Annotated in this window: 15 protein-coding genes and 5 pseudogenes; 5 read left to right on the forward strand and 15 right to left on the reverse strand. The window is 67.3% G+C overall.

Going from position 1 to position 22,503, the window contains the following annotated elements:
* Positions 1 to 35: 35 nt before the first annotated feature.
* Positions 36 to 688 (reverse strand): annotated as a pseudogene (locus tag OJJOAM_RS24035) (amino acid ABC transporter permease).
* Between the two features lie 63 nt (positions 689 to 751).
* Complete coding sequence (locus OJJOAM_RS24040) at positions 752 to 1,543, reverse strand: amino acid ABC transporter substrate-binding protein (protein ID WP_226105447.1); 792 nt, start codon at positions 1,541 to 1,543, stop codon at positions 752 to 754.
* A 187-nt stretch (positions 1,544 to 1,730) separates the two neighbouring features.
* Between OJJOAM_RS24040 and OJJOAM_RS24045 the strand changes: the two genes are divergently transcribed.
* The 3 genes from OJJOAM_RS24045 to OJJOAM_RS24055 all read left to right on the forward strand — a co-directional run bounded on the left by OJJOAM_RS24045 (position 1,731) and on the right by OJJOAM_RS24055 (position 5,148).
* Entirely contained in the window at positions 1,731 to 2,612 is an 882-nt protein-coding gene (locus tag OJJOAM_RS24045; protein ID WP_422650119.1) for a Ku protein, read from the forward strand.
* Positions 2,609 to 3,529, forward strand: coding sequence for a tetratricopeptide repeat protein (locus OJJOAM_RS24050; protein WP_422650120.1), 921 nt, complete (start codon positions 2,609 to 2,611; stop codon positions 3,527 to 3,529). The genes OJJOAM_RS24045 and OJJOAM_RS24050 overlap by 4 nt, the downstream gene beginning before the upstream one ends.
* A gap of 758 nt (positions 3,530 to 4,287) precedes the next feature.
* Complete coding sequence (locus tag OJJOAM_RS24055) at positions 4,288 to 5,148, forward strand: hypothetical protein (RefSeq protein WP_422650121.1); 861 nt, start codon at positions 4,288 to 4,290, stop codon at positions 5,146 to 5,148.
* 47 nt (positions 5,149 to 5,195) lie between these two features.
* On the opposite strand, the gene OJJOAM_RS24060 is transcribed toward OJJOAM_RS24055, so the two are convergent.
* From OJJOAM_RS24060 to hppD, 4 genes and pseudogenes are all read right to left on the reverse strand, one after another.
* Entirely contained in the window at positions 5,196 to 5,612 is a 417-nt protein-coding gene (locus tag OJJOAM_RS24060; RefSeq protein ID WP_422651087.1) for a hypothetical protein, read from the reverse strand.
* A gap of 292 nt (positions 5,613 to 5,904) precedes the next feature.
* A pseudogene (locus OJJOAM_RS24065) lies at positions 5,905 to 7,108 on the reverse strand (aromatic amino acid transaminase).
* Between the two features lie 96 nt (positions 7,109 to 7,204).
* Positions 7,205 to 8,591, reverse strand: a pseudogene (locus OJJOAM_RS24070) (amino acid permease).
* 172 nt (positions 8,592 to 8,763) lie between these two features.
* A complete protein-coding gene (gene hppD / locus OJJOAM_RS24075; protein WP_422650122.1) occupies positions 8,764 to 9,837 on the reverse strand; it encodes a 4-hydroxyphenylpyruvate dioxygenase in 1,074 nt (357 codons plus the stop codon).
* 261 nt (positions 9,838 to 10,098) lie between these two features.
* On the opposite strand from hppD, the pseudogene OJJOAM_RS24080 reads away from it, so the two are divergent.
* Together OJJOAM_RS24080 and OJJOAM_RS24085 are read left to right on the forward strand one after the other, a co-directional pair.
* Positions 10,099 to 10,573 (forward strand): annotated as a pseudogene (locus OJJOAM_RS24080) (Lrp/AsnC family transcriptional regulator).
* Positions 10,574 to 10,804: 231 nt separating this feature from the next.
* Positions 10,805 to 11,503 (forward strand): SDR family NAD(P)-dependent oxidoreductase, encoded by a 699-nt coding sequence (locus OJJOAM_RS24085; protein WP_422650123.1) that lies wholly within the window; start codon positions 10,805 to 10,807, stop codon positions 11,501 to 11,503.
* A gap of 15 nt (positions 11,504 to 11,518) precedes the next feature.
* Here OJJOAM_RS24085 and OJJOAM_RS24090 read toward each other — a convergent pair whose 3' ends face one another.
* From OJJOAM_RS24090 to OJJOAM_RS24130, 9 genes and pseudogenes are all read right to left on the reverse strand, one after another.
* A complete protein-coding gene (locus OJJOAM_RS24090) occupies positions 11,519 to 12,436 on the reverse strand; it encodes a LysR family transcriptional regulator (protein ID WP_422651046.1) in 918 nt (305 codons plus the stop codon).
* Between the two features lie 124 nt (positions 12,437 to 12,560).
* Complete coding sequence (locus tag OJJOAM_RS24095; RefSeq protein ID WP_422650124.1) at positions 12,561 to 13,076, reverse strand: DoxX family protein; 516 nt, start codon at positions 13,074 to 13,076, stop codon at positions 12,561 to 12,563.
* A gap of 112 nt (positions 13,077 to 13,188) precedes the next feature.
* Positions 13,189 to 16,354: pseudogene (locus OJJOAM_RS24100) on the reverse strand (CusA/CzcA family heavy metal efflux RND transporter).
* 14 nt (positions 16,355 to 16,368) lie between these two features.
* Entirely contained in the window at positions 16,369 to 17,595 is a 1,227-nt protein-coding gene (locus tag OJJOAM_RS24105; protein ID WP_422650125.1) for an efflux RND transporter periplasmic adaptor subunit, read from the reverse strand.
* A gap of 18 nt (positions 17,596 to 17,613) precedes the next feature.
* Positions 17,614 to 18,918, reverse strand: coding sequence for a TolC family protein (locus tag OJJOAM_RS24110; protein WP_422650126.1), 1,305 nt, complete (start codon positions 18,916 to 18,918; stop codon positions 17,614 to 17,616).
* 48 nt (positions 18,919 to 18,966) lie between these two features.
* On the reverse strand, positions 18,967 to 19,479 hold the full coding sequence (locus tag OJJOAM_RS24115) for a hypothetical protein (RefSeq protein WP_422650127.1): 513 nt from the start codon (positions 19,477 to 19,479) through the stop codon (positions 18,967 to 18,969).
* A gap of 126 nt (positions 19,480 to 19,605) precedes the next feature.
* Entirely contained in the window at positions 19,606 to 20,613 is a 1,008-nt protein-coding gene (locus OJJOAM_RS24120) for a D-2-hydroxyacid dehydrogenase (protein ID WP_422650128.1), read from the reverse strand.
* A 26-nt stretch (positions 20,614 to 20,639) separates the two neighbouring features.
* Entirely contained in the window at positions 20,640 to 21,575 is a 936-nt protein-coding gene (locus OJJOAM_RS24125; protein WP_422651047.1) for a Bug family tripartite tricarboxylate transporter substrate binding protein, read from the reverse strand.
* Positions 21,576 to 21,712: 137 nt separating this feature from the next.
* A complete protein-coding gene (locus tag OJJOAM_RS24130) occupies positions 21,713 to 22,501 on the reverse strand; it encodes a class II aldolase/adducin family protein (protein ID WP_422650129.1) in 789 nt (262 codons plus the stop codon).
* Positions 22,502 to 22,503: the final 2 nt, after the last annotated feature.

The raw sequence follows: 22,503 nt of genomic DNA on the forward strand, positions 1-22,503 counted from the left end.
GGCGCTCCTGCCCTTCGCCGCCGCGGGCCTGCGGCTCATTGATCGTGTGCGGCATAGCGTTTTTCCAGGCTTTGGAACATCCAGGTCAGCAGCAGCGTCATCAGCAGATAGAACGCCGCGGCGACCAGGAAGGCGTCGTGGTGAAGTCGCGCTGCACGATGCCGCGCGCGGTGCGCAGGATGTCGTTCAGCGCCAGCACGTAGATCAGCGAGGTGTCCTTGACCAGCGTGATGGTCTCGTTGCTGACCGGCGGCAGCACGCGCCGCACCATCTGCGGCAGCACCACGCGGCGCATCGTCTGCAGATAGGTCATGCCGAGCGCCTTGCTGGCTTCGTACTGGCCGCGGTCCACGGACTGGATGCCGGCGCGGAAGATCTCGGCGAAATACGCCGCGTAGTTCAACGCGAAGGCCACCACCGCCGCGGGGAAGTCCGGCAGGCGCACGCCCACCACCGGCAGCAACGGCAGCGCGAAATAGACGAACAGCAGCTGCAGCATCAGCGGCGTGCCGCGCATCAGCCAGATATAGCCGTTGACGGCCACGCTCAGCGGCCGCCATGCCGACAGCCGCGCCAGCGCGAGCGCCAGGCCCATCGGCACCGACAGCGCCAGCGTGATGAAGAACAGCGAGAGCGTGATCCGCGCGCCCTGCGCCATCGGTCCCAGCAGGGAGAGAACGTAGTCCATGGATCGAAACCCGGCGCGCGGGATCCAGAAAAAAGCGGCGCCCCGTGAAGGGGCGCGGCGGGCTTACTTGATCAGATTCGCGCCGAACCACTGCTGCGCGATGCGGGAGGCCGTGCCGTCCTGCTTCATCTCGGCCAGCGTCTTGTCCAGCTGCGCCAGCAGTTCGGTGTCGTCCTTGCGCAGGCCGACGCCGTAGTCCTCGGTGCCGAAGTTCTCGTCGAGCACGCGGTACTCGCCGGCGCGCTTGCTGACCAGATAGCGGCCCACGACCTCATCGACCACGATGGCGTCGAGGCGGCCGGCGGCCAGGTCCATCAGCGCCGTCACGTTGTCGCCGAAGGTCTTCAGTTCCTTGATGCTGGCAGCGACCTGCGCCTCCTTGCGGATCGCGTCGACCGCGCTGCTGCCGTCCTGCGCACCGACGATGCGGCCGGCCAGGTCGGCCTTGGCCTTGATCGGCGAGGCGCTGCCCACCACGATGATCTGGTGGTTGCTCATATAGGGCGCCGTGAAGCTGATGTTCTTCTTGCGCTCGTCGGTGATGGTCAGGCCGTTCCACAGCACGTCGACGCGCTTGCCGTTCAGTTCGGCCTCCTTGGCGCTCCAGTCGATGGGCTTGAACTCGACCGTCATGCCCAGGCGGCGCGCGGCCTCCTTGGCCATGTCGATATCGAAGCCGACCAGTTCATTGTTGGCATCGCGAAAGCCCATCGGCGGGAAGTTGTCGTCCAGGCCGACCACGACGGTCTTGGCGGCCGCGGCCGGCGCACCGGCGGCGGGGGCTTGTTCGGACTTGCCGCAGGCGGCGAACAGGGCCACGGCGGAGACGATCAGGAGGGCTTTCAGTGTTTTCATGGTGGGAGAGGCGCAGAGGGAAATCAGAGCGTCGGGGCAGAGGGCGGGCGGTGCCCGGCAGCCGTCCGCATCCCGCGTTCGGGCGGTGACATGGCGGCAAACCCGCCATTATACGAAAGCCTGAGGCAGGCGTGCAGACGAAGCGTCGACTATTCTTTAGCAATACGCCAACCCGAAAGGTGACGACATGGCCGCACGCTCCATTGCCTCCCTCTCGCTGAGCTTCGGCTTGGTTTCCATCCCGGTCCGGGTCTTTTCCGCGACCGAAAGCAAGTCCGGCATCGGTTTCAACCTGCTGCACAAGGGCTGCGGCTCGCGACTGCGGCAGCAGTACATCTGCCAGCGCGAGGGCGTGGTGGTCGAGCGCGCCGACATGGTCAAGGGCTACGAGTTCGAGAAGGACCGGTACGTGGTGTTCACGCCCGAAGAGCTCGACGCGCTGGAGACCGGCGCGCGCCACACCATCGACATCGTCGCCTTCATGCCGATGGGTGCCATCGACCCGATCTATTTCGACAAGGCCTACTATCTGGCGCCCGACAAGCGCGGCGCCAAGCCATACAGCCTGCTGACCGAAGCGATGCGCAAGACCGGCACCTGCGCGCTGGCCACCTGGGTGTGGAAGGGCAAGCAGTACATGGTGCAGGTGCGTGCCAACGACGAGGGCCTGGTGCTGCAGCAATTGCTCTATGCGGACGAGGTCCGCTCGATGGCCGACCTGGACGTCGAACGCACCGATATCCGCCCCGCCGAACTGACGCTGGCCGAGCAGCTGATCGAGCAGAGCACCGTGGAGGCCTACGACCCGGCCGCCTATCAGGACGAGGAGAAGCAGCGTGTGCTGGCCGAGATCGACAAGAAGATCGAAGGCAAGAAGATCACGGTATCGGCGACGGCGGAGCGGCCCAGCGAGGGCGGCGAGGTGATTGACCTGATGGCGGCGCTCAAGGCGAGCCTGAGCAAGTCGCAGGCCGCCGCGAAGAAGCCCCCGCGGGAAGCGGCCCCGCGCAAGGGCGCCAAGCGCGCCACGGAGGCCGCGACCCCGATCCGACGTACTGCCAGGAAATGAGCGCGGTCGGCAAGGACAGCTTCACGCTGAAGGACATCGAAGGCACGTTCGGCGTCTCCCGCGGGACGGTGGCGAGCCTGACGCGAGCGGGTTTGCTAGAACCGATCAAGGGCAGCCGCGGCGAGCGCCAGTTCTCGTTCCAGGACGTGGTGCTGATCCGCACCGCTGATTCGCTGAAGAAGGCCAATGTGCCGCCGCGGCGCGTCACGCGGGCCCTGCAGCGATTGAAGGCGTGGTCGCAGGACCGGCCGCTGTCGGGCGTGCGGATCGCGGCGGTCGGCAATGGCGTGGTCGTCTCCGAGGCGCATCGCCAGTGGGAGGTCGAGACCGGCCAGCTGGTGATGGAATTGCAGCCGAGCCGGTCGCAGCCGGGCGCGGTGCTGTCGATCCAGTCGGCGAGGAAGGCCGACAACCGGGCCAAAAACAGCGCTGATGACCGCGCTGACAACCGCGCTGACAACCGCACCGACCCCACCGAGGACCGCGCGGAGGAGCATACCGGCCACGGCACCGACGCCGGTACATGGTTCCAGCTCGGCTGCCAGCTCGAAGCGCAGGACATGCGCAAGGCCGAACAGGCCTACCGCCGCGCGATCGCGATCGCGCCCGACTACGCCGATCCCTATCTGAACCTCGGCTGCCTGCTGACCGAAGCGGGGCGCGTGCAGGAGGCCGAATCGCTGTATCGGGACGCCCTTGCCGCGATCGGCGACGAACCCCTGCTCCACTTCAATCTCGGTGTCACGCTCGAAGATCTGGAGCGATACGAGGACGCGCTGCGCAGCTATCACCGCTGCATCGACATCGCGCCGGACATGGCCGATGCGCATTTCAATGCGGCCCGGCTGCACGAGCAGCTGGGCGACGCGCATCGCGCGATTCGGCATTTCAACCAGTATCGGAAGTACTGTCGCTGAGGGCTGCCGATGATGGGCTGCCGATGAGGCTCGGCCGTTGAGCGTCTGCCGCTGGGGGGGCTGTGGCACGGGCTCTGTCGAGGACGCATGGTGCGCCGCGGGGTTGAGACTTCTCAACGGCTATGGGATACTCGGCCTGCTTTCATCCGGTTTTCCCCCGGTTTTCCGAGCCGATGGAGCAAACGCTCCACCGAAAACACCGGCTCACTCCTTCCTCTTCTTCGCGACCGAATGCAACTCGTCCTGCGCCGCTCCGCCCTTTTCCAGCATGCCCTGCATGCTGTGGCGGCACGCGCGTACGGCGACGCTTGCGGCTTTGCCGCGCGCCAGGCCATGGTCGCCCGCACATCCCATATTCCCGCCGTGCTTCTCTCAGCCGTGCGGGGGAGTCCGGGACTAGCACCAACAGTCCCACACCGGTCTCCCTGGCACGGCACATTGCCCGGGGATCGCCATCGACGATCGGCGATCCACTGTTCAACGTGCAAATGGGAGAGCGCATGTCTGCCAAGACCAGAAAATCCGCCATCGTCTATCGCCGCGCCCTGCTCGCCATGGCCGGCATTGCCGCGCTTTATCTCGCGGTTGAATTCATCGTGATGAATCCGCTGTAGGCGGTTTGAACGCGGTTTCCCTCCGCGCCTCCTTCTCTCGCCCGCGGGAGAGGGAGGCGCGGCATCGCGGTTGCATTCCTGCGTGCCCCCCGCCCACGGCACGACAGCCCCCACCCTTCACCGACTACCGAGGTCCCGATGTCCATGGAACTCACCCAGAATTTCGTCAAGGCGAAACGCCCCTGCGCGGACGGCTACAAATGGTTCCTGCGCAACCGGCATGACGGCAGCGACTACCAGCGGCTGCTCGACGCACTGGTCGATGCCGGCCGCGTCGGCGATGCGTGCTGGCTGCTCGATCAGTTCGGCCCCACCGATGCCGTGCTGACGCTCGACGCGCTGAACGCCGGCGCGCTGGTGTTCGCCGGCACGCTGGTCGTGCGCGGCGCCATCGATGTCGATTGGGTCGTCCGCGCCGGCCGCACGATCCGCGTCGGCGGCGGCATTCGCGCGGGCACGGCGATCATCGCGGGCGAAGATATCGACTGCGCCGGCAATCTCTACAGCGGCGGCGCCATCGAGGCGGGCGGCGACATCAAGGCCGCATGGGGCATCGACGTCGCGACCTTCCTCGATGCCAAGGGCAGCGTGCGCGCGGGCTGGGACATCAGCGCGGGCGAGCACATCCACGTCGGCCGCAATCTGCGCGCGGGCGACAGCATCGCCGCGCAGCACGCGATCCGCTGCGGCGGGACGCTGAAGGCCGACGGCGATCTGCAGGGCCACGGCATCAGCGCGGGCCAAGGCATCGAGGCCGGCGGCGCGATCCGCAGCAGCCACCATATCGAAGCCGGCTGGGGCATCAAGGCAACGGGATCGATCGTGGCAGAGAGCGCGATCAAGGCGGGCGAAGGCGTGCAGACGGACGAGGACATCGTCACCGGGCCGGGATATGGCATCCATGCGGGACTGAACGTGCGGATCGATATCTGGGACGTCAGCGCGCGCATCGTGGCCCGCAGCAAACCCGAGAACCTGGTCAGCGGCGCCTGGCAGAGCGGTTGACGACGGCCATGTCCCTCCTGCTCGCCCATGCGGCCGCCGGCCCCGCATCATGGCCGGACTCCGCGCGACAGCGGCAAGCACGCCGCCCCACCCTCGCCCGCCTGCTGCGCGCCATCGAACTGCGCATCGACGTCGATCACGCCCCCGACGCGCTCGAGGCCGAATTGCAGACACTGTACGACCGGCTCTACCAGCCCGGCGATTGCCTGCACGGCATCGCGGCCACGCCCTCGGCCCTGCCGGGGCTGGTCGTGCGCTACCGCGAGGCGGATGGGGAGTATTACTTCTATGTCGAAGACACCGTGCGGCGCCGGCTTGCCGGCTATACCGTCTTCAACCGGCTGGTCGAACTGGACCGCCGCGCCGACCGCCATCTGCGCGCCCCGCATTCGAAGTTCGCCCCGCCCTACCAGCGCCGTGGCCTCGCCTCGGCGATCTATCGCCGGTATCTCGACGCGGGACACTGCCTGATCACCGGCGCACGCCAGTCGCCGGGCGCGCATGCGTTATGGCATGCGCTGGCGGCGGACTACGAACGCGGTTATGTGGAACTGCGCGACAAGGCGCTGCGCGACCTGGGAGCGGAGGTATCCGAGCCGGTGCTCGACGACCTGCATACCCGCATGGTGCTGCTGGGACGGGGATGGACGATGGCGGCGCTGGGGGGCCGCGACGGGAATGGTGGTGTAGAGGGGAACAAGGGCCCGCGCATTGGCGTGCGCCGGCCCTTGTTTACTGCGCTACGCGATCAGACGATCAGCCCTTCGCGGCCATCACGCCGGCGATCGCCTTCGCGACCACCGCCACATTGCCGTGGTTCAGGCCGGCGACGCACATGCGGCCCGAGCGCACCAGATAGACGCCATGCTCGGTGCGCAGCGTATCGACCTGCTCGGCCGACAGGCCGGTATAGGTGAACATACCCCGCTGCGCCAGATAGCGCGACAGGTCCGCATCGCCGACGAGGCGCTGCAGGTTGCCGTGGATCGCCGTGCGCATCGCCGCGATGCGCTCGCGCATGGCGGCCAGTTCGGCCTCCCACGACTGGCGCAGCGCCGGCGTGGTCAGCACCTTGCCGACGATGCGGGCGCCGTGCGTCGGCGGGTTGCTGTAGTTGGCGCGCACCGCGCCGGTCAGCTGGCCCAGCACGCGGCCGGCTTCCTCGGCGTTCGCGCAGACCACCGACAGGCCGCCGCAGCGCTCGCCGTACAGCGAGAAGTTCTTCGAGAACGAATTGGCGACCAGGCACGGCACGCAGCTCGCGCACGAGCTCGTGGATCACGAAGGCATCGTCCTGCAGGCCGGTGCCGAAGCCCTGATAGGCCATGTCGACGAAGGGCAGCAGTCCGCGCGACTTGACCACGGCAATGACTTCGCGCCATTGCGACTCGTTCAGGTCCACGCCGGTCGGGTTGTGGCAGCAGGCGTGCAGCAGCACCACATGGCCCTTCGGCACCTGGCGCAGCGCATCGATCATCGCGTCGAAGCGCAGGCCGCCGGTGGCGTCGTCATAGTACGGATAGCTGTTGACCTGGAAGCCGGCGCGCTCGAACACCACGCGATGGTTGTCCCAGCTCGGATCGCTGATCCACAGCTGCGCCTCGGGGAAATAGCGCTTCAGGAAATCGGCGCCGACGCGCAGCGCGCCCGAGCCGCCCAGCGTCTGGATGGTGGCGACGCGGCCCTCGGCCAGCGCGGGGCTGTTCTCGCCGAACACCAGCTGCTGCACGGCCTGGCGATAGCCGGCGATACCGGCCATCGGCAGATACGGGCGCGGCCCCTGGTCGGCGACCAGCGCGGCCTCGGCCTCGCGCACCGCGGCCATCAGCGGCAGGCGGCCTTCGTCGTCGAAGCAGACGCCGATCGTCAGATTGACCTTGTCCTGACGCGGGTCTTGCGCGAAGTTCTCGTTCAGGGACAGGATGGGGTCGCCGGGGTAGGCGTCGATATGAGCAAACATGAAAACCTCAAGCCAGATTGAGACCGATGCAAGATCGGAGATGACGCGCGGCGTGGCGAGCGGCGCCGCGCGCCGCATCGCATCGCCTTCACTGCCTCAGCGCACCGGTGCGCCCTGCGGCAGCGCCTGCGCCGCGTCCTTGTTCCGCAGCCGGTAGCACACGGCCAGCAGACCCAGCCATACCGGGATCAGATAGACCGACAGGCGCAGGTCCGGCGTCAGGTACATGATCACCAGGATGCCGGCCATGAAGACCAGGCACAGGTAGTTGGTCAGCGGGTAGCCGAAGCTCTGGAAGCGCGTGGTCAGGCCGGCGCTGCGCTTGTGGGCGCGGAACTTCAGATGGATCACGCTGATCATCGCCCAGTTGATGATCAGGGCCGACACCACCAGGCCCATCAGCAGCTGGAAGGCCTTGCCCGGGATCAGGTAATTGATCAGCACGCAGACCGCGGTGGCGGCCGCCGATGCGCCCAGGGCCACGACCGGAATGCCGCGCTGGTTGACCTTCAGCAGCGCCTTGGGGGCGTTGCCCTGGCGCGCCAAGCCGAACAGCATGCGGCTGTTGCAGTAAAACCCCGCTATTGTAGACGGACAGCGCCGCGGTCAGCACCACCACGTTCAGCACGTTGGCGACCCAGTTGCTGTTCAGCGCGTGGAAGATCAGCACGAAGGGGCTGCCGCCGCTGGCGACGTTCTCCCACGGGTACAGCGACAGCAGCACACCGAGCGCGCCGACATAGAAGATCAGGATGCGATAGATGACCTGGTTGGTCGCCTTGGGGATGGTCTTCTCGGGCGAATCGGCTTCGGCCGCGGTGATGCCCACCAGCTCCAGGCCGCCGAACGAGAACATGATCACCGCCATCGCCATCACCAGGCCCGACACGCCGTTCGGGAAGAAGCCGCCGTGCTGCCACAGGTTGGCCACCGTGGCCTGCGGGCCGGCCTCGCCGGACACCAGCAGATAGCCGCCGAAGCCGATCATGCCGATGATCGCCGCGACCTTGACGATCGAGAACCAGAACTCGGTCTCGCCGAAGGACTTGACGCTGGCCAGGTTGACCGCGTTGATGATCAGGAAGAAGGCCAATGCCGACACCCAGGTCGGAATCTCCGGCCACCAGTACTGGACGTAGATGCCGACCGCCGACAGCTCGGCCATGCTGACCAGGATATACAGCACCCAGTAGTTCCAGCCCGACATGAAGCCGGCGAAATGGCCGTAGTACTTGTCGGCGAAGTAGCTGAAGGAGCCCGCCACCGGCTCGTCGACCACCATCTCGCCGAGCTGGCGCATGATGAAAAAGGCGACGATGCCGGCGATGGCATAGCCCAGCAATACCGAGGGCCCCGCCATCTTGATGGTCTGGGCGATGCCCAGGAACAGGCCCGTGCCAATGGCACCGCCCAGCGCGATCAGCTGGATGTGCCGGTTCTTCAGGCCGCGCTTGAGCGAGCGGTCCGATTGATCTGCATGCATGAAGTGTTTCCTCTACCCATTCTTTTGGAATGATAGCCGGGCGCCTCTATGGGGGGCGGGCGCTTATGGCTGTGCGCTGCCGCGGCGCGGGTAGCGCCGGGCAGTCGGTGGATATGACCCTGATAACGATCCCGACGCGAGCGGCCGGGCTCGGTGCCGATGCCGGTGTCGATCAGACGTTCAGCACGCCCCGCTCGATCTGGTCACGCTCGAGCGATTCGAACAGCGCCTTGAAGTTGCCTTCGCCGAAGCCTTCATCGCCTTCGCGCTGGATGAATTCGAAGAACACGGGACCGAGCAGCGGCTTGGAGAAGATCTGCAGCAGCAGGCGGCGCTGGCCGCCTTCGGTGGTGCCGTCGAGCAGGATGCCTCGGGCCTGCAGCTGGTCGACCGGCTGGCCATGGCCGGGCAGGCGCTTCGCCAGGTTGTCGTAGTAGTACTGGTTCGGCGCGGTGGCCAGCGGCACGCCCGACAGCTGCAGGTTGTCGATGACCTCGATCAGGTTGTCGCACAGGAAGGCGATGTGCTGGATGCCTTCGCCGTTGAACTGCATCAGGAATTCCTCGATCTGGCCGCCGCCCTTCTGCGATTCCTCGTTCAGCGGAATGCGGATCTTGCCGTCCGGCGCGGTCATCGCCTTCGAGGTCAGGCCGGTGTATTCGCCCTTGATGTCGAAGTAGCGGATCTCGCGGAAGTTGAACAGCTTCTCGTAGAAGTCCGCCCAATACGCCATGCGGCCACGGTAGACGTTGTGCGTCAGGTGGTCGATCAGCTTCAGGCCATGGCCCACCGGGCGGCGGTCCACGCCTTCGATGAATTCGAAGTCGATGTCGTAGATGCTCTTGCCGTCCTCGAAACGGTCGATCAGATACAGCGGCGCGCCGCCGATCCCCTTGATCGCCGGCAGGCGCAGTTCCATCGGGCCGGTCGGGATCTCCACCGGTTGCGCGCCGAGCTCGAGCGCGCGGGCATAGGCCTTGTGCGAGTCCTTCACGCGGAACGCCATGCCGCAGGCGCTGGGGCCGTGCTCGGCGGCGAAGTACGCGGCCAGGCTGTGCGGCTCGCGATTGACGATGAAATTGACGTCGCCCTGGCGATACAGCACCACGTCCTTGGAGCGGTGGCGGGCCACCAGCGTGAAGCCCATCTGTTCGAACAGGGGCTCCAGCACATTCGGCGTCGGCGAGGCGAATTCGACGAATTCAAAGCCCATCAGCTGCATCGGGTTGTCAAAGAGATCGCTCATATCGTCTTCTGGCAAGTGGGTTGTGGGTCCGGGATGCCGGGGCATCCCCCGGGAAATATTATTTCGGCTGCTCATGCGTCGAACGGCGCCGGCGGGTCTCGGGTCCCAGCAGGGCCCCGACATGTCGCCTGAGGGTCGAACGCATGCAGCGATGCGATGCAGTTTATATTTCGCGGCGCCAAATTGGATTTCGTTAAAACCACAGGGAAACCCTAGGATGTGAGATAACATTTCGTCCATCCGCTCCCTGGAGAAATAAAGATGCATTCGATCGAACTGGACCGTACCGACCGCCGCCTGCTGGACGTCCTGCAGGAGCACGGCCGCGCCTCCAACCTGGAACTGGCCGAGGCCATCAACCTGTCGCCGGCCCAGACATTGCGGCGTCACCGCCGCCTGGAGGAAAGCGGCATCATCAAGCGCTACGAGGCCCGGCTCGACGGCGCCATGCTGGGCTTCGGCGTGGTGGCCTTCATCCATGTGACGATGGAGCGCGGGCATATCCGCGACCTGTCGAAGTTCAAGGGCCTGGTGACCGAGCTGGCCCAGATCCAGGAGTGCTTCTCCGTGACGGGCGATATCGATTATGTATTGAAGGTGGTCGCGCGGGACCTGGAAGTCGCTGTCGGACTTCCTGCTCGATACGCTGATGCGGATTCCGGGCGTCAGCGGCGTGCGCTCCAGCGTCTGCCTCGACGAAATCAAGTGCACCAGTGCGATGCCGCTGGATTTGTAGACGACTTTTTTAGACAACTCGGGGACGCCGCCGAGGCCTCTCACGCCAGGACCGGCGCGGTGCCGCAATTTTCTGCCGCGACACAGGGTTAGCCCGAGCCGCAATCGCAACATCCTGTTGGGCGCGTCGCCATACACTGGGCGCCGGCCGCATCGGCCGACATACAGTGGGACGCCGGCGGCATCCGCCGACGTCAGCGGCGCGATGCAACGCATTCCCTGGAGACCTGACATGGCATTCGACTTCCACGACAAGACCGTCCTCATCACCGGCGCGGCCGGCAACCTCGGCCGTGCCGTCGCCGACGCCTTCGCGCGCGCCGGCGCCCGCCTGGTGCTGGTAGATCGCCCCGGCGTCAGCCCCGCCCTTCCGGCCGGCGCGCATCTCGCGCTGGAAGCGGACCTGCTCGACGCCGGCGCGGTGAAGCGCGCGATCGAACAGGCGATCGGGAGCTGCCAGCGCATCGACGTGGTGTGCAATCTGGCGGGCGGCTTCGGCATGGGCCCGGTCGTCGGCGAAGGCGCCGATGCCCAGTGGGAGCGGATGTTCGACCTGAACCTGCGCACGGTGCTGAACGTATCGCGCGCGGTGGTCCCGCACATGATCGCCGCCGGCGGCGGCAAGATCGTCAATGTCGGCGCCAATTCGGCCGCGCGCGGCCTGGCGCAAATGGGGGCCTACTGCGCCTCGAAGGACGCGCTGGCGCGGCTGACCGAGGCGCTCTCTGCCGAGGTGCGCGACCGGGGCGTGCACGTCAACGCCGTGCTGCCCAGCGTGCTCGACACCCCGGAAAACCGCGCGGCGATGCCCGACGCTGATGCCTCGCGCTGGGTCGATCCCGCTGCGCTGGCCGACGCGATCCTGTTCCTGGCCTCCGACGCGGCCCGCGCGATTCACGGCGCGCTGCTGCCGGTGGTCAATCGCGCCTGACGCGCGCGGCTGGAATCAAACGCCAGCCCGCACCGGCCCGAAGCGCTCTTCATACAGCGCCGACACCCAGTCGACGAAGACCCGCACCCGCGGCGCCAGCTGGCGCTGCGAGGTGTACATCACCGACACCGGCAAGTCCGGACACGGCCACTCGCCCAGCACCTGCACCAGGCGGCCCGTGCGCAGATGGTCCTCGATGCGGAAGCGCGGTACCTGGATCAGCCCGCAGCCGGCCAGCCCGGCCTGCGTGTAGCACTCGGCGTCGCTGACGGTGATCCAGCCGCGTGGCTGGTATTCGACCACCTCGCCATCAACGCGCACGGTGAACGGATAGCGGTAATCGTGATTGCGAGCGAAGAACCCAACGCCCTGATGCTGCGCCAGTTCGTCCGGATGGCGTGGCATGCCGTGCCGGTCCAGATAGGACGGGCTGGCGCAGATCACCTCGGTCAGATTGGCGAGCCGTCGCGCCACCAGCGACGACTCGCGCGGCACACCGGCCCGCACCACGCAGTCGATGCCCTCGCCGACCAGATCGACCAACCGGTCGCCGCTGCTGATCGCCAGCTCGATATGCGGATAGCGTTGGTGGAATTCGCCGATGCGCGGCAGGATGATCATCGCCGCGTGCGTGCCATGCAGATCGAGCCGCAGCGTACCGCGCGGATCGGTGGCGTGGCTGCTCAGCGAGGTCTCGGCATTCTCCAACTCGGCGAGCACGCGCTTGCTGCGCTCGTAGAACGCCTGGCCGTCGAGCGTCGGCCGGACCTGGCGCGTGGTGCGTTCGAGCAGGCGGGCGCCCAGCCGTGCTTCCAGTTCCTTGATCGCATGTGTCGCCGTGGCGCGCGGGATATTGAGCGCATTGGCAGCACCGGAGAAGCTGCCGAGCTCCACGATGCGGGTAAACAGTTGCAAGGCGTCGAAGCGGTCCATGCCGTTGGGATCGTTCTGCATTGAAGGTCCGGCAGAATTAACAGATCGATCGGCTGGCGGTCAATCCCTGCCTTGCCGTGGCGGCGCCCGGCCGCCAGGCCGCGCCTTGCCGCGCCGGGCCGGTCTATGTGCGGCGGCGCGCCTGCAACGCGGCATCGACCGACCACGCTCCGCCGCCTCGCGCGGCGATCAGCAGCACCACGGCCAGCAGCACCAGCGGATATTCCATGCCCCGGTCGATCCACGCGAAGTGCTGGCGGTGGATATAGCAGATCGCGATCATCTGCACCGTCATCAGCGCAGCCAGCGGCCGGGTCCATGCCCCGGCCGCCAGCATCGCACCGCCGACAGTCTCCAGCACGGCCACCAGCCAGGCGAGCACCGGCGCGCCGGGCAGATGCAGGACTTCGGCAATCAGCCGCGTCGCACCGGCCATCGGATCGGCCATCGAGCCGTGGCTGGTGCCCAGCAGCTTCGGAAGGCCGTGCGTCATCATCACGATGCCGAAGACGATGCGGAGCAGCAGATAGGCGACAGGTTCAAAGCGCGCGCCAGCGGCGTACCGGCGCCGCACCGATCCATCGGACATCCCGGCAATTGCCGGCCCCGGCTGCCCCTCTTCGATGATTCGCTTCGTCATGTCGTTCTCCGCCACTGCGGCACCCCGGCCGCGATGGAGCCCATTCTGTCGATGGGCGCCGGAGCGGACAATCCGGCCGCCATTGGCTTGTGTTTCCAATGGACTCCAACAATCAGGCCGAACGAGGCACGGCAGCGGCCTGCTCCACGCCATCCCGCCGATGCGCCAGGCGATACAGCACCGGCAGCACCAGCAACGTCAGCGCGGTCGATGACAGGATGCCGCCGATCACCACGGTGGCGAGCGGCCGTTGCACCTCCGCGCCGGTGCCGGTGGCGATCGCCATCGGCACGAAGCCCAGCGAGGCGACCAGCGCCGTCATCAGTACCGGCCGCAGCCGCGTCAGCGCGCCGAGCCGGATCGCCTCGTCGAGCGGCTTGCCTTCGTCGCGCAACGTGCGGATGAACGACAGCATTACCAGGCCGTTGAGCACCGCGACGCCCGACAGCGCGATAAAGCCAACCGCCGCCGTGATCGACAGCGGCAAGCCGCGCAGCCACAGCGCCAGGATGCCGCCGGTCAGCGCGAATGGAATGCCGGTAAACACCAGCATGCCGTCCTTGATGTTGTTGAACATCGCGAACAGCAGCACGAAGACCAGCAGCAAGGCCACCGGCACGACGATGCGCAGCCGCTCCGTGGCCGAGCGCAACTGCTCGTAGGTGCCGCCCCAGCTCAGCCAGTAGCCGGCCGGCACGCTGACCGCCTTGTCGATCGCGGCCTGCGCTTCGGGCACGAAGCTGCCGATATCGCGGCCCCGGACATTGGCGCTGACCACGACGCGCCGCTTGCCGTTTTCGCGCGAGATCTGGTTCGGGCCGGGCGCGATCTCGATCGTGGCGACCTCGGCCAGCGGGATATAGCTGACTCGCGCATCGGCCCCGCCGCCCTTCGGCAACGCGATCGGCAGCCGGCGCAGCGCTTCGATATCCTGGCGGACCGCATCGGGCAAGCGCACGGTGATGTCGAAGCGGCGGTCCCCCTGATAGAAGATGCCGGCCTCCTTGCCGCCGATGGCGATCGCCACGGCATCCTGGATATCGGCCAGATTGAGCCCGTAGCGCGCGGCCTTGTGCCGGTCGATGTCGACGGTCAGCATCGGCAGGCCGGTGGTCTGCTCGACCTTGACCTCGGACGCACCCGGCACGTCCCGCAGCACCGCCGCAATGCGTTCGGCGGTGCGGTCGAGCACCGCCTGATCGTCGCCGAATACCTTGACCGCGACGTCCGACCGCACGCCCGAGATCAGCTCGTTGAAGCGCAGCTGGATTGGCTGCGAGAACTCGTAGCGATTGCCCGGCAGTTTGGCGACCTCGTCCTGCATCGCTTCGAGCAGCGCCTCTCGTGTCCTGGCCGGCTGCGGCCATTCGGACTGCGGCTTCAGCATGATGTAGCCGTCGGAGATATTGGGCGGCATCGGATCGGACGCCACCTCCGCGGTGCCGGTACGTGCAAACACGCGCTCGATCTCGGGGAATTTCGCCATCAGTGTCGTCTCGAGCTGATTCTGCATCTCGACCGACTGCGACAGGCTGGTGCCGGGAATGCGCAGGGCCTGGATCGCGATATCGCCCTCGTTCAGATTGGGAATGAACTCGCTGCCGAGCCGGGAGGCCATGGCCAGCGAAAGCACGACGGCGACGCCCGCAAAGGTCAGCACGACCGGCGCATTCGCCAGCGACTGCTCCAGCCAGACCGCATAGCGCCGCTTCGCCCATGCCATCAGCCGGTTCTCCTTCTCGGCGACGCGCTCGCCGATGAACAGCGCGACGGCGGCCGGCACGAACGTCACCGACAGCAGCATCGCGCCCAGCAAGGCCAGCACCACGGTAAAGGCCATCGGGTGGAACATCTTGCCTTCCACGCCGGTCAGCGCAAAGATCGGCAGGTAGACGATCATGATGATCAGCTGCCCGAACAGCAGCGGCCGCCGTGCCTCGCGCGCGGCCGCGAACACCTCCTCGAAGCGTTCGGCCCGGCTCAGCGGCCTGCGCCGAAGCGCCTGCGCATGGGCCAGCCGCCGCACGCAGTTCTCGACGATCACCACCGCGCCGTCGACGATGATGCCAAAGTCCAACGCGCCCAGGCTCATCAGGTTCGCGCTGATCCGGTAGCTGACCATGCCGGTAAAGGTGAAGAGCATCGACAGCGGAATCACCAGCGCCGTGATGATGGCCGCGCGGATATTGCCCAGGAACAGGAACAGCACCACGATCACCAGCACCGCGCCCTCGAGCAGGTTCTTCTTGACGGTGGCGATCGCCTTGTCGACCAGCCGGGTCCGATCGTAGACCGGCACGATGCTGACGCCCTTGGGCAAGGTGCGGTTGATCGCATCGACCCGCTCGCCGACGGCCTGCGCCACCGCGCGGCTGTTCTCGCCCATCAGCATGAACACGGTACCCAGCACCACCTCCTTGCCGTTCTCGGTGGCGGCGCCGCTGCGCAGTTCCCTGCCGATGCCCACCTCGGCGATATCGCGCACGCGGATCGGCTGGCCCTGCGCGCTGCCGACGATCACGTCGCCGATATCGGCCTCGCTGCGGACCTGGCCCGGCGCGCGCACCAGATACTGCTCGCCGCTGCGCTCGATATAGCCGGCACCGACATTGTCGTTGTTGCGGTAGAGCGCGCCGACGATATCGGCCAGCGTCAGTCCATACGAGGCCAGCTTTTCCAGGCTCGGCGCGACCAGGTATTCCTTGTCGAAGCCGCCGATCGAATTGACCTCCGTGACGCCCGGCACATTGCGCAATTGCGGCTTGACGACCCAGTCCTGCAGCTCGCGCAGATCGGTCGGCGTGTAGGGCGAGCCATCAGGCTTGCGCGCGCCCCTCCTCCGCCTCGACGGTCCACAGATAGATTTCGCCCAGCCCCGTCGAGATCGGCCCCATGGCCGGCGACACACCGGCCGGCAGCCGCTCCCTGGCCTCCTGGATGCGCTGGTTGACGAGCTGGCGTGCGAAATGAATGTCCGTGCCTTCGTGGAAGATCACGGTGACCTGCGACAGCCCGTAGCGAGACAGCGAGCGGGTCTGCTCGAGGCCCGGCAGGCCCGCCATCGCGGTCTCGATCGGATAGGTGATCCGCTGCTCGGTCTCCAGCGGCGAATAGCCAGGCGCCGAGGTATTGATCTGGACCTGGACGTTGGTGATGTCGGGCACGGCGTCGATCGGCAGGCGCGTGTAGCTGAGCGCCCCCAACACCGCCATGCCGAGCACGGCGAGCAGCACCAGCCAGCGCTGCGCGATGGCGAAACGGATGACACGTTCGAACATGGCGATCTCCCGTGTCAGTGCTCGTGCCCGGCAGCGTCCTTGCCGAGATCGGACTTCAGCACGAAGCTGTTGCGCGCGGCATAGCGCGCGCCCGGGCTCAGGCCCTCGCGGATCTCGACCAGCTGGCCGTCGCTGCGTCCCGGCACGACGCGCTGCGCGACAAAGCCCTTCGGGCCGGCGACGAACACCACGCGGTTGCCGTCGACTTCCTGGATCGCATCGGCCTGCACCGCGACCGGTACCGTGGTCTTGGCGGTCAGCACCTCGACGGTGACGAACAGCCCGGGCCGCCAGGCCAGATTCGGATTCGTCAGCGTCACGCGCGCCTTGGCCGTGCGGGTCTGCTCGCCCAGCAGCGAGCCGACATACGACACCTTCCCTTCGGCCTTGCCGCCGGACGCAGCCGAACGGATCCGCGCCGTCTCGCCGACCCGCACGTGCTCCAGATCCTTGGCGGCAACGACGAATTCGGCCCAGACGGTCGACAGGTCCGAGATCGTGAAGATATTGGCGTTGTCCGCCACGGCCTCGCCCAGCGCAAGGTGCTTCTCGACGATGACGCCGTCGAATGGCGCGCGCAGCTCGAACTGGTTGAGCCGCGCCGCCGAAGGCGTGGCACCGACGGCGGTCAGCTTCTGCTGCGCGTTCTGCACGGCGATGCGTGCCTCCTCCAGCGCCGCCTTGGCCTGCAGATAGTCCTGCTCGGCGGAGATCTTTTCTTCCCACAGCTTGCGTTCGCGCTGGTAGGTCGCGCGGGCCAGCTCCATACGGCGTTGCGCGGCCAGCAGCTCGCTGCGCTGATCCGACAGCGCGGTGCTGGCGATCACCGCCAGCAACTGCCCCTTCTTCACTTGCTCGCCCAGCGTGGCGGGCACGCTCTCGGCGACGCCCGCCAGACGCGGCACCACGTGCGCGGTGCGGTCCTCGTTGAAGCGGATTTCGCCGGGAAACTGCAGGCCGGACTGGATCGTCGCGGGGCCGGCGGTCTCGATCGTGATGCCGGCGCGCTGGATCTGTTCGTCGGTCAGCGCGATCGGCGCGTCGGCGGCGGCATGCTTGTTGCCGGCCGGCGTTGCGGCGGAGGCGGACGCCTGCCCGGCGCCATGTCCATGCGCGTCGCCGTGGTCCCCGTGCGGGTCCGCCGAGCCTGAGCGGCCGGTCATCAGCACGGCCGCGGTCGCCAGCGTGCCCCCTGCGAGAATGGCCGCGATGGCGGCCTTTTGCTTCGGTGTGATTGCCATGATTGAAATCGGTCCTGATCAGCGTCCGACGATGCGGTCGATGGTGGTAGCCGCCTGATAGGCGCGGGCCAGCACGCCGAGGTAGCGGATGCGCGCCTGGAACAGCGTGCGCTGGGCGTCGAGCACGTTCAGGAAGTCGAACTTGCCGGCCTCGAAGCCGCGCGTGGCGGCCTCGTAGGCGCGCTCGGCGGCGGGCAGCACGGTGGCTTTAAGCGCCTGCGCCGAGCTGCGCGATACCGCCAGCTGGTTGCTTGCCTGTTGCAGCTCGTTGGTCAGCCGGATGCGGTTGGCGAGAAATTCGTCCGCGGCCTTGTCGGCGCGCCGGATCGATTCGTACAGATTGCCCTGGTTGCGGTCGAACAGCGGCAGCGGTATCGCCACGCCGAGCACCGGCATGGTGCGATTGGCCTCGTTGTCCCGCTTGGTGCCGACGCTGACGGTGATATCGGGATAGCGGCGGCTGCGTTCGATATCGACCAGCGCCTGCCGGCGTCCCACTTCGAGACGGCTGCCCAGCAGCAGCGGCGACTCGTCCAGCGCGGCCAGCAGTTGCTCGGGCGCGGGCCGGGACGGCAGCGCGTCGAGGTCGCCGCGCACTTCGGTGAATTGCGGCGAGGCATTGCCCCACAGCGCGGCCAGCGCCTGCCGCGACGACTGCAGCTCCGCCGTGGCGTCGGCCAGTTCGAGTTCGGCATTGGCCTGCTCCACGGCGGCGCGGGTCTCCTCCAGCGGCGAGACCTTGCCCGCCGCGACGCGCCTTGCCGCGGCATCGGCGCCCTTGCGCGCGATGTCGACCGAGGCAGTGGCCAGCCTGACGCGCTCCTGGGCCACCGCCACGCCAAAGAAGGCGGCGATCACCGTGGCGCGCAAGTCGGCCTGGGCGCTGCGCCATTGCGCCTGGGCGACATCGCGGCCCAGCTCGGCGGCGGAGATACGGGCGGCTCGCTTGCCGCCCAGTTCGATCGGCAGATTGACCTGGGCGGTGGTGGCCCGGGTTTCGCGCCGCGTGTCCTCCATGGCAAGCGCCACTTCGGGGTTGCGCAGCGTGCGGGCCTGGCGGATCGCGCCTTCGGTGGCGTCGAGCTCCTTGGCCGCGGCCGAAAGAGAAAAATTGCCGGCAGTGGCGAGCGCCAGCGCCGCGTCGAGCGTCAGCGGCTCAGCGGCCTCGCGTGGCCATGCGGAGGGCGCGGGCGCCGGTAGCTGTGATGGCGGGGTTGGCTGAACGTATGGCTGCGGGTATGGCTGCGGGTATGGCTGTGCCCCAGCCCGCCCGTGACCAAAGAGAATCGCCGCCATGCACAGCGGCACAATGAATCGTCGCATCGAATTGCACCTGGAAAAGACACCAAGGGAATCCGGCGAGACGCGAATTCAGCAGGAAATCGAATCGTTCGTCTCGCCGCTCAAGCGAGACGACGCCACTGCGGGCGATCGGGGGGCGCGGGGATGGAGGGAGGTGTAGTGGAGATCGTGCGTCACCAGCACGGTCCGCGGCAGGCGCAGGGCCGGCAGGACGGTCGGCTCGGGACAGGCGAATGGCAGCGAAGCGAGATGGCAGGTGCCGCAGTCAGGATCGAACAGGCCCTTGGCATCGGTGCCGTGATTGGCGTCGGCCCTGGTGGTGGCGTTGTGATCGGCGTTGTGATCGGCGTTGCGATCGGCCGCGTTGTCCGCACCGAGATTAGCTCGGTTATCGGCTCCGCCAACGACCTTGCCGTAGGTCCCGGCCTCGGCGTTGCCGTCGCTCCGATGCTCGTGCTGATGATGGCCCAGATGCCATTTGGCCGCCGGCCGCTGTTCGTGCTGGCAATACGCGGTGGCCGCGGCCCAGGCGGACTGGAGCGGCAACAGCAATACCAGAAGGATCAGGAAGAACCGGCGCATCGACGATCGGGACAAGGGCTGCAGGCGGCGCAGGGCTTGATGCCCCCGTGGGGCCTCCGCGAGCGGCACAGTGTACCGCAAACATCCGCTGCCCTTCAGACCGATGCGAAGTGTCGGCCGACGATGTCAACCCCGCGCGTCGGCATCGCCGTGTGTCGCCAGCGCGCGCAGCCTGTCGAGAAAGATGTCGACGACCCGGGCCGCGTTGCCATCGGAGAATCCGGCGCTGTGCGGCGTCACGATAACGTTGGGCATGTCCCACAGCGGCGATTCCGCCGGCAAGGGCTCGTGGGCAAACACATCCAGGTAGGCGCCGGCCAGCCTGCCCTCGCTTAGCGCGGCGATCAGGGCCGGCTCGTCGACGACTTCGCCGCGGGCGACGTTGATCAGGTGCGCCCCTTCCGGCAAGCGCGCCAGCGCATCGGCGCCGACCAGCCCACGGGTTTCGTCGGTCAGTGGACAGGCCAGCACCAGCCAGTCCGTGCGCGGCAGCACCTCGGGCAGCGTCCGGTATGTCACGGTCTGATAGTCTTGGCCGGCGGAGTCGGGACGTTGCCGCACCGCCACCACGCGCATGCCCAGCGCTTGCAGGACAGCGCCGATCTGCTGGCCGATCGGTCCCCAGCCCACGACGGTCGCCGTCTGCCCGTGCAGGTCGCGCGGCATGCCGGTGGCGATCAGCGGCGCCCATTGCCGTTCACGCTGCGCCGCCAGCATCCGCGGAAACTGGCGCGCCAGCGCCAGCAGCCCCGCCAGCGCGGTTTGCGCCACCACGCTGGCATTGGCACCAGACGAGGTGGTCACCTTGACGCCGCGCTCGCGCAACTGGATGTAGACCGGCCGGTCGGCACCGGCGGAATGCACATGGGTCCAGCGCAGCGACGGCGCCTCGAGCAGCGCGGTGTAGAAGCGCTGCGTCGACGGCAATACCTCATGCTTGGTCGACAGACCGGTGACATCGCGCGAGACGAAGGCGATATCGGCGTCGACGGCGCGCGGGTCATCGATGGCGGGTGCGAGCACCGCGGTCCACGGACGGTCCTGCAGCACCGCGGCGATGGCGTCGCCATGGGCATGCAGGGCCGGCTCGGACAGCAGGATGCGCAATGGCGCGGGACGCGGAGAAGCGGTCATGGTGTCGGCGTATCGGATGCGGGGCTTCAGTCTACCGAAGCGCCCGAGGCGCGCACGACGAGCTTCCACTTCTCGTATTCGGCGCGGGTGAACTTGCCGAACTGCTGCGGCGTGCCGCCGACCGGATCGGCGCCCTCGCGGATCATCTGCGCCTGCAGCGACGGCAGCACCTCGTTGACGGCGCGGTTGATCTTCATCACGACGGCCTCGGGCGTGCCCTTGGGCGCAAAGAAGCCGAACCACGAACCGGCCTCGAAGCCGGGGAAGCCCTTCTCGGCAACGGTCGGCAGATCGGGCAGCGAGCGCGAGCGCTTCGCGCTGGTCACGGCCAGCGCGCGCAGCTTGCCGCTCTGGATGTGGGAGATCACCGACGGAATGGTGGCGAACATGAACTGCACGCGAGCGGACAGCAGGTCGTTCAGCGCGTCTGCGCCCTTGTACGGGATATGCGTGGCGGGTGCGCCGATGCGCTCGGTCAGCATGAAGCCGGACAGGTGCGAGGAGGTGCCCACGCCCGTCGAGCTGTAGTTCAGCTTGCCGGGGTTGGCCTTCAGGTAGGCGACGAACTCGTCCAGGTTCTTGACCGGCAGCGAGGGATGGACCACCAGCACGTTCGGCACGTCGGCGATCTGCACGACCGGCACCAGATCCGTCAGCGGATCGTAGCTCAGCCGCTTGTACAGCGTCTGGTTGATCGAGATCGGCCCGACCGAATTGACCAGCAGCGTATAGCCGTCGGCCGGCGCGCGGACGACGAACTCCGTGCCGATATTGCCGCCGGCGCCGGGACGGTTGTCGACGACGAACGACTGCTTGAAGCGCTGCGCCAACTGCTGGCTGACGTTGCGCGCCAGGATGTCGGTGGTGCCGCCCGGGGTGAAGGCCACCACCACGCGCACCGGCTTGGTCGGATAGTCGGCCGCATGGACCTGCGGGGCCAGGGCCGCGGTGGCGGCGATCATCGCCGGCGCGATGGCGTGGACGATCGATGTGGCTATTGGTTTGGTGCCCGGCTTGGCGATCGGTTTGGTGAAGCGAAACATCGTTGTCTCCTCGTTGCTTGTTGTGTATGGCCGCCCGCGGTCGGCGGCGTGCCCGCTCAGTCGCGGTAGCTCGGATCGATCCGGTCCAGCTTGCGCAGCAGCGCCGGCCACTCCATCACGCCATAGGGGCGCCGCGTGCCGGGCTGGTAGTTGTTCCAGGTCGCCTCGAGCACGTCCTGACCGACTTCGCGCAGCGGGGTGTTGCACGACAGCGCGCCGATCTGCGCGCGGCAGGCCAGTTCGAGCCGGTGCATCCAGTTGAAGGCCTCGCCGACGGTGTTGCCGACGGTCAGCGCGCCGTGATTGCGCAGGATCAGCGCCTCGCTCTTGCCCAGGTCCTCGATCAGCGAGGCCTGCTCGGCGGTATCGAGCACCACGCCCTGGTAATCGTGGTAGCCGATCTTCAGGAAGCGCATCGCGGTCTGCGTGATCGGCAGCAGCCCGCATTCCAGCGCGGACACCGCCATCGAGGCCCAGCTGTGGGTGTGAATGACGCAGGCCACTTCGGGACGCGCCGCGTGCACGGCGCTGTGGATGACGTAACCCGCCTTGTTGATGCCGTAGTTCAGCGCGCCGAAGTCGGGCTTGGCGAGGATGTTGCCGTCGTGATCGACCTTGATCAGGCTCGATGCGGTGATTTCCTCGTACATCATGCCGTAGGCGTTGATCAGGAACGCGCCCTCCTCATCGGGCACGCGCACCGAGATATGGTTGGCCATCATGTCGGCCATGCCATAGAGCTCCACCAGGCGGTAGCAGGCCGCCAGATCGACGCGCGCCTGCCATTCGGCTTCGCTGCAACGGTCCCGCATCGAGGGGATGTTCAACACGCCAGGTTTGGTCATGG

The organism is Cupriavidus sp. H18C1, from assembly GCF_049311595.1.
GTDB lineage: Bacteria > Pseudomonadota > Gammaproteobacteria > Burkholderiales > Burkholderiaceae > Cupriavidus > Cupriavidus cauae.